Source organism: Pseudomonas sp. SST3 (genome assembly GCF_003325755.1).
Genome location: NZ_QORI02000049.1, coordinates 1 through 8,472, shown reverse-complemented (window position 1 = coordinate 8,472; position 8,472 = coordinate 1). Strand labels below are relative to the sequence as shown.

Genomic DNA, 8,472 nt, shown 5'->3' with positions numbered 1-8,472 from the left:
TCACCGAAGGCGGCGGTAATACCCGCTGCTTGAAATTGGCATCGGCGAAATAGCGCAGCTTCTTCGCCTTGATCGGCGCGACACTGGACACCATCACCACCGCTTCATCGGTCGGCAGTTGCATCACTTCGCCCGGCGTAAGCAGTGGCCGTGCGGTTTCCTGCCGCGACACCATCAGGTGGCCGAGCCATGGGGCCAATCTGTGTCCGGCATAGTTGCGCTGGGCGCGCAGTTCAGTGGCGGTGCCGAGGGTTTCAGAAATGCGTTTGGCCGTTCGTTCGTCGTTGGTAGCGAAGGTCACGCGCACATGGCAGTTGTCCAGGATCGAATGGTTCTGCCCATATGCCTTGTCGATCTGGTTGAGCGACTGCGCGATGAGGAAGCTGCGGATGCCATAGCCCGCCATGAAGGCCAGCGCGGTCTCGAAGAAGTCCAGACGGCCCAGCGCCGGGAACTCATCGAGCATCAACAGCAGCTTGTGGCGGCGTTGGATGCCATCACTGCCATCCAGCGATTCGGTGAGCCGTCGTCCGATTTGGTTGAGGATCAGCCGGATCAGCGGTTTGGTGCGCGAAATGTCAGAAGGCGGCACTACCAGATACAGCGAGACGGGATGCTCTGAAGCGATCAGGTCGGCAATGCGCCAGTCGCAACGCGAGGTGACTTCGGCCACGGTCGGATCGCGGTACAGGCCGAGGAACGACATGGCAGTGGAGAGCACGCCCGAGCGCTCGTTGTCGCTCTTGTTGAGCACTTCGCGGGCGGCGGAGGCGACAACCGGATGCTGCACATCACCCAAGTGCTTGGTCGTCATCATCCGGTGCAATGTCAGCTCGAACGGGCTGGCTGGATCGCTGAGAAAGTTGGCGACGCCACGCAGCGTCTTGTCTTCGCCCGCGTACAACACATGCAGGATGGCACCGACCAGCAGCGCGTGACTGGTCTTCTCCCAGTGGTTGCGCTTCTCCAGCGCACCTTCGGGATCGACCAGGATGTCGGCGATGTTCTGCACGTCGCGCACCTCATGCGCGCCGCGCCGCACTTCCAGCAGCGGGTTGTAGGCCGCCGAACTGGCATCGGTCGGGTTGAACAGCAGGCAATGCGAGAAGCGCGAACGCCAGCCAGCGGTGATCTGCCAGTTCTCGCCCTTGATGTCGTGGATGACGGCGGATGCCGGCCAGGACAGCAGCGTCGGCACCACCAGGCCCACACCCTTGCCCGAGCGCGTGGGCGCAAAGGTCAGGACGTGTTCCGGCCCTTCGTGCCGCAGGTAGTGGCCGTCATGCTGGCCGAGAAAGACGCCGGCGGGCTGCGTCAGCCCGGCCTTGCGAATGTCGGCGACATCGGCCCAGCGGGCCGAGCCATAGGTCGTCACTTTGCGCGCCTGGCGCGAGCGCCACACCGACATGGCGATGGCGACCACCACGGCCAGCAGGCCGCTGCTCGCCGCGATCATGCCGCCGGTGTCGAACACCTGCGGCGCGTAGGCGTCGAAGAAGAACCACCACTCGAACAGCTTCCACGGGTAATAGACCGGCGTGCCGTGGAAGTCGAACCAGGGCGCGCCCAGGCGTAGCTGGTAGCCCAAGGCGGCGGCGGTCCATTGCGTGGCACCCCACACACCGGCGATCACGATGCCGAAGACGGCGGCGATCTGCCCGAACAACACGCCCTGAGCTTGCATACCCTGGCCTCCGATTTCTCCTGCGCTGATTCCCCGTGGAAAACGCGGCACAAAGGCGTGCCGCAGGCGTCAGGATCGGTGCCGGTTCAGTGCCGGTCAAAGACCGTTATCGGCAGCAAGGTGATGCAAAAAGCATGGTGTCATGCAGAGGCGAAACCAGTAAAAACGCCGCAGGCGTGAGCGCGCGGCGGCGTGTCGAGAAAGAAAAATCAAGATTCGCGGCAGAAAGCCAACAATCAGAACTTCGGCGGCGTGTAGGGCGTGTTTCCATAGCCAAAGAAGCGCTTGTTCGTCGCCTCGGCCACCCGGTTGCACAGCACGTCTCCCATCGTCGGGCGTTCGGTCTTGCACTGGCGGCGCAGCTCCCTCAGGCGCGCAGGATCTGCGACCAGCTCTTCCACGGTCGGTACATTGGTTGCCTGTTTCGGTGTTTCGGACTGGCCGCAAGCGGACAGCGCGGCGACCAACAGGAATGGGGCGATCTGCTTCATGGTCATGACTCGACTTCCTCTTGGGAATCGGGTTCAAGGGGGGGCGTGGCTCTGATGCCGTCCGGCGATTCGATGGCCTGCACACGCTCGATAAAGCGTGACAGCACGTCCGAGGATCCACCTTCCCGGTGCAGCACATAAGTGGTCAGCATGGGTGAGCGACCCGCCAGCGGCCGAGCCACAATCCCAGGCTCACGGCTGCCTGCGATATGCGGCGCTCCGGCTAGGCCCAGCGCAAAGCCCGCCGACACTAACGCCATCATCAAATCGCACGAAGCCACACGTTCGGCAATCAGCGGCTCCATATCTATCCGGCGCAGTACACGCTCGACTTGGCGAGCATGGCCTTCGCATACGTGCGGATCGCACAGCACCAGCGGATAGCGCAGCACTTCTTCCAGCGGGATGCGCCTGTGCTTCAAAAGCGGATGGCGTGCAGGAACCGCCACCATCAGTGCATCGCTCCAAACGGCTTCGGCAGTGATGCCTTCTCCAACTTCATCGGACTGGGCAAAGCCCACGTCGTACAGGTCGTCATGCAGTCCCTTGATCTGCTGCGACAAGGGTACCTCGAACAGGCGAATCTCGACTTCGGGTTCTTCCTGCCGACACAGCGCCAGCAAGGACGGCAGGCGCGAGGGCGTGATGCCGTCGGACAGTGCGATACGCAACTGACCGTGGAAGCCGTTGGTGGCTGCATTCACGCTATCGCGCGCCTGCTGCAAGGCGGTGAAGATGCGCGGCACATGCTCCAGAAACAGCTTGCCCGCCCGTGTCAGCCGCGTGCTGCGGCTGGTACGAATGAACAACTGTTCGCCCAGGCTCTCCTCCAGTTCCTTGATAGTGCGCGACAGCGGTGACTGCTCGATGTGCAGCCTCTCGGCCGCGCGGGCGAAATGTAGTTCTTCGGCGACAGCGAGAAAGCAGCGTAAGTGTCGAATCTCCATTTCGCCTCCTGTTGTCAGTACAAAGGCCGTTTGAGAGTCGCAGCGTTGTAGCCGCTCATCTCACCGAGTTCATCCAGTTCAGGCCTGTCGCCGCTTTTGTGGCGCTGCGCGACTGCCTCGCCCTGCGGTCCGGGCAAGGCGTGTGACCAGCCGGCCAGCGTCTTGTAGACCGCCACCAACGCCGTCGCCCTGCGGGTGGCGCTTTGTGCCAGCAAGTCTTCGGACTCCAAGCGTGAACGTTCGGCCTCCAGCACATCCAAAACATGGATGGCGCCGCCCTCAAATTGCAGGCGAGCCGTCTTGGCTGCCCGGCGGCTGGCCTCGGTCGCCTGTACCAGCATGGCGTTCTCGGTCTGCGCGCGCGATAGGCGTACCAGCGCGTTCTCGGTTTCTTCCATGGCGCGCAGCACCGTGCGCTCGTATACCGCCAAGTTTTCGGCAGTGGCTGAATTGGCCGCCGCGATGCGCGACCGCACCCGGCCCACGTCTAGGAAGGAACCACCCACACCGAGCGAGATCATTCGCGTTTCACTATCACGCTCGAACAACGAACCAAAGCCCAACGCCTGCGTGCCGATCAGCCCTCCCAACGTAAAGCGAGGGAACAGGTCTGCCATGGCTAACGCCGATACGCGCAGTGGCCGCAGCCAGCCTACGTTCTGCCGCAGCCACATCGGGACGGCGACGCAGTAGATCGCCCGGTGCACCGGCGTTGATCTGGGCGGGCAGCTCAGGCAAGGCTGCGGGGTGATCCAGCACTTCGGCCATCGCCGCAGGCGTGCGGCCAGTGAGCACGGCAATGCGGTGGGCGGCCACAGCAGCCTCAGCTTCAAGCGGCGGAATGCGCGAGCGTGTCAGCGCCAATTGCGTGCGGGCGCGGTCGGCATCGAACGACGTGCCCCGGCCGTTCTCGAACAAGACCTCGATCAGCCGCAGCGTTTCGGCTTGGTTGATTTCGTTGTCCCGCGCGACCTGTAATTGCACTTGCAAGCCGCGCAAGCGGAAATAGGCGTCGGTCAACTCGGCCACCATAGCCACTTGTACGCCCGCCAGGTCGGCTGCGCTGGCCTCGGTCTCGGCGCGCTGCGATTCCACGCTGCGCCGCACTCGGCCAAAGAAGTCCAATTCCCAGATCACGGATAGGCCAGCCGAATGCAGATCGTTATCCCGGTCGGAGCGGGACGCATCCGGTGCTTGTGCAGCACTGGCGCGCTGGGTACTGATTTCACCGGACGCGCCCAGCGTCGGATAGTAGTCTTGGCGACGTTCGCGCGACAGTGCGCTGGCTTGCTCGTAGCGCGACAGTGCTATGCGGATGTCGTGATTGGCGTGAAGAGCATTCTCCACCAAAGAGTGCAGCACCGGGTCATCCAGTTCCCGCCAGAATTGCGCATCGGCCTCCGGTACAAGCTGGGACACGGCAACGGGGTCTTGGCGGGCATACGTCACTGCCTGGGGCGCGGCAGGTGCCTTGTAATTCGGCCCTACTGCGCAAGCTGCCAGCGTCAACGCCACCAAAGGGAGCAGTACCAGATGTGGCATCCGACGTAGGCATGGTCGGATGCGGGATGGCGTTTGAAGCATGACGGAATCAGTCCTTGTGGAGTCAGTCATGGGTGGCCTCCATGGCGACATTTGCCTGGCGACGTGGCTTGCGCGTCGCGAGCCTGCGTAACGCGACGTAGAAAACAGGAGTCAGGAATAAACCGAACAAGGTCACGCCGAGCATGCCGGCGAACACAGTCACTCCCATAACCTGGCGAATCTCCGCGCCTGCGCCGGAACCGACCATCAGCGGCACCACGCCAGCGATGAAGGCGATGGAAGTCATGATGATCGGGCGCAGACGAAGGCGTGATGCCTCCAGCGCGGCATCGAGGATGCTGTGCCCCTTGCGCTCAAGTTCACGGGCGAACTCCACGATCAGAATGGCATTCTTGGAGGCCAGACCAATCAGCACTATCAAGCCAATCTGCACGAAAATGTTGCTGTCACCACCCGCGAGCCACACGCCCGTCATGGCCGACAACAGGCTCATGGGCACGATCAGGATGACGGCCAGCGGCAACGTCCAGCTTTCGTACAGTGCCGCCAGCACCAGGAAGACCAACAGTACCGCCAGCGGGAACACCACCAGCGCGGTATTGCTTTGCGTGACCTGCTGGTAGCTGAGGTCGGTCCACTCCAGTTGCATGCCTGGCGGCAGCACCTTGTCTGCAATGGATTGCACTTGCTGCAATGCCTGCGATGACGACACCAGACGCGGATCAAACTCACCAATCAGGTCGGCAGATGGATAGCCGTTGAAGCGGATGACGGGATCGGGGCCGAATGTCTTGCGCACGTCCACCATGCTGCCGATGGGCACCATGTCGCCATTGGCGTTGCGGGTGCGCAGTTTGACCACGTCCTCGACAGAACTGCGGAACGGTGCGTCCGCCTGAGCCATCACCCGGAAGGTGCGGCCAAAGCGCGTGAAGTCGTTGACATACGCCGAACCCAGGTACACTTGCAGCGTATCGAAAAGATCGGTCACGGCCACGCCCTGTGCCTTCGCCTTGGTGCGGTCCACTACGGCGTCAAGCTGCGGCACATTGGCCTGATAGGAACTGATCGGATATTGGAATCCCGGTTCTTGCGAGATGGCCGTCGCCAGCTCGGTGGTCGCCGTCTGCAATGCGGCATAGCCCTCACGGTTGCGATCCTGCACGTAAAGAGAGAACCCGGAACCCGCGCCCAGCCCCATGACAGGGGGCGGCATGATGGCAAAGGCCAGACCGTCCTGCTCCTGAGCGAAGCGCTCGTTCAACTGTTCCGCAATCTCGGTTGCAGTGTGCTTGCGCTCATTGATGGGCTTGAGTACGAAATACACTAGGCCGCTATTGGACGTGTTGGTCAACTGCAAGCCGTTCATGCCCGGGAACTGCACGGCGTTGTAGACGCCATCGGTCTTGAGCGCGATGTCGCTCACACGGCGGACCAGCGCTTCCGTGCGCTCCAGGGATGCACCCTCGGGTAGCTGGATGACACCGAGGAGATACAGCTTGTCCTGCATGGGGATGAATCCGCCAGGGACGGCCTTGAACACAGCTCCCGTCGCCACCAGTAGCGCGATGTAGACGAGAAACACCGCACCACGCCGCCCGAGGATGCGCGACACGCTGTTTCCATAGCCATCCGCGCTGCGCAGGAAGAAACGGTTGAACGGCCGTAATATCCAGCCCAGACTGCGATCCAGCACCCGCGTGGGCAGGTCTGGCGCGGCACCATGCGGGCGAAGCAGGCGCGCGGCCAGCGCAGGCGACAGCGTCAGCGAGTTGATGGCCGAAATTACCGTGGAGATCGCAATGGTGACGGCGAACTGTTTGTAGAACTGCCCTGTCACGCCGGACAGGAATGCCATAGGCACGAATACCGAGCACAGCACCAGCGAGATGGCGACGATGGGGCCACTGACTTCGCGCATGGCCTGATGGGCCGCAGCCAGCGGCGCCAGCCCTTCGGCGATGTTGCGCTCGACGTTTTCCACCACCACGATCGCGTCGTCCACCACGATCCCGATGGCAAGCACGAGTCCAAAAAGCGTGAGCGTATTGATGGAAAAGCCCAGCATCAGCAGCACGGCGAAGGTGCCTACCACCGACACCGGCACGGCTAGCAGTGGGATGATGGAGGCACGCCAAGTCTGAAGGAACAAGATCACCACCAGCACCACCAGTCCGATGGCTTCCAGCAGAGTGTTGACGACCGCCTTGATCGACTGACGCACGAAGACAGTTGAGTCATACTCCAACGACCATTCCACTCCCTCGGGAAAGCGCTTGGCCAACTCGTCCATCTTCGCGCGGACTTGATCCGAGATTTCGATGGCATTGGCGCCCGGGGCTTCAAAGACAGAGATCGCGACAGCAGGCTTGTTGTTGAGCAACGACATCAGCGAGTAGCTGGATGCGTCCATTTCCACGCGCGCCACATCTCGCAGCCGGGTGACCTGACCCTGCGATCCGGTCTTGACGATGACGTCGCCGAACTCTTCTTCCGTCACCAGCCGGCCCTGCGCATTGATGGACAGGAGGAAGTCGCTTCCCGAGGGGTTGGGCGGCGCACCTAGTTGACCGGCCGAGACCTGGACGTTCTGTTCGCGCACGGCTTCGACCACATCGCCGGCGGTCATACCCAGCGCCGCAATTTTGTCGGGGTCCAGCCATAAGCGCATGGCGTAGTCGCCAGAGCCGATGATCGTGGCATCGCCCACCCCCTGGATGCGTGCCAACTCGTCGCGTACATGGAGCACGGCATAGTTGCGCAGGTACAGCGCGTCATAGCGATCGCCCGGCGAGCGCAACTGCACGACCAGCGTTTCGTTGGGGAACTGTTTGACGGTCACCACACCTTGCTGGCGCACCGCTTCGGGAAGACGCGGCTCTGCCTGGGCGACACGGTTCTGTACCTTGACCTGGGCGTCGTCGGGATCGGTGCCAGGACGGAAGGTGACGGTCAGCACCAACACGCCATCACTACCGGCCACGGACTTCATGTAGAGCATGTTTTCCACGCCGGTGATGGATGCCTCCAGTGGTGCGGCTACCGTGTCGGCGATTTCGCGCGGATTTGCGCCAGGATACGTGGCGCGAACCTGTACGCTGGGTGGCACGACTTCCGGGTACTCGCTGACGGGCAAGAGCGGGATCGCGATCAACCCAACCACGAAAATGATGATGGACAGCACGGCCGCAAAAATCGGCCTGTCCACGAAAAAGCGGGCAAAGTTCATGATGGCTGGCTCTCCGCGCTCATTCGCTCGCCTGGGCGTTTTGTCGGCCTGCAGGCGCCATTTCAATGTCCTGGGCCGTCACTGGCATGCCGACAGAAACCTTCTGGATGCCGTTGACGATCACGCGGTCGCCGGGATTTAGACCTTCCTCGACGATGCGCAGGCCTTCGGCCTTGCGTCCCAGCGTGATGTCGCGGCGCTGGGCGGTGTTGTTCTCATCGATCACATACACGTACTTGCGGCTCTGGTCGGTCAGGATGGCCTTGTCGTCGATCAGCATGGCCTCGAAACTGCCGCTACCCGGCAGGCGCACTCGGGCATAGAGGCCCGGCGTAAAGCAGGCCGTCGGGATTGACCAGGGTGGCGCGTGCGCGGATGGTGCCGGTGGCCGCATCGACACGGTTGTCCACGAAGTCCACGTTTCCGGCGTGTGGATAGCCGTTCTCGCCGACCAGGCCCACCTGCACCGGGATACTTTCGCTGCGCTGGTCGGGGCGCTCTCCGTTTGCGAGCCAACATTTCCCGGGAAATTTCCCGGGGGAAAATTTGGGGTTTAAAAACCCCAAAAAGGGGCCC

At 62.3% G+C, this 8,472-nt stretch carries 6 protein-coding genes and 1 pseudogene; all 7 read right to left on the bottom strand.

All coding sequences use genetic code 11. The features are described 5' to 3' along the window. Positions 1-1,684, bottom strand: a 1,684-nt coding sequence (locus tag DQ405_RS22715) for a conjugal transfer protein TraG (protein ID WP_168426233.1), incomplete at its 3' end; no start/stop codon positions are given. Positions 1,685-1,920: 236 nt separating this feature from the next. After that, positions 1,921-2,175, bottom strand: a complete 255-nt coding sequence (locus tag DQ405_RS22710; RefSeq protein ID WP_024718240.1) for an EexN family lipoprotein — start codon at positions 2,173-2,175, stop codon at positions 1,921-1,923. A 2-nt stretch (positions 2,176-2,177) separates the two neighbouring features. Beyond that, positions 2,178-3,122, bottom strand: coding sequence for a LysR family transcriptional regulator (locus DQ405_RS22705; RefSeq protein ID WP_021204034.1), 945 nt, complete (start codon positions 3,120-3,122; stop codon positions 2,178-2,180). 14 nt (positions 3,123-3,136) lie between these two features. Continuing rightward, entirely contained in the window at positions 3,137-3,739 is a 603-nt protein-coding gene (locus tag DQ405_RS27610; protein WP_241730124.1) for a TolC family protein, read from the bottom strand. Next, entirely contained in the window at positions 3,657-4,664 is a 1,008-nt protein-coding gene (locus DQ405_RS22700; protein WP_241730125.1) for an efflux transporter outer membrane subunit, read from the bottom strand. The genes DQ405_RS27610 and DQ405_RS22700 overlap by 83 nt, the downstream gene beginning before the upstream one ends. Before the next feature lie 64 nt (positions 4,665-4,728). After that, positions 4,729-7,896, bottom strand: a complete 3,168-nt coding sequence (locus DQ405_RS22695; protein WP_021204036.1) for an efflux RND transporter permease subunit — start codon at positions 7,894-7,896, stop codon at positions 4,729-4,731. 19 nt (positions 7,897-7,915) lie between these two features. Next, positions 7,916-8,399 (bottom strand): annotated as a pseudogene (locus DQ405_RS28720) (efflux RND transporter periplasmic adaptor subunit); the annotation flags it as partial. Positions 8,400-8,472 lie beyond the last annotated feature (73 nt).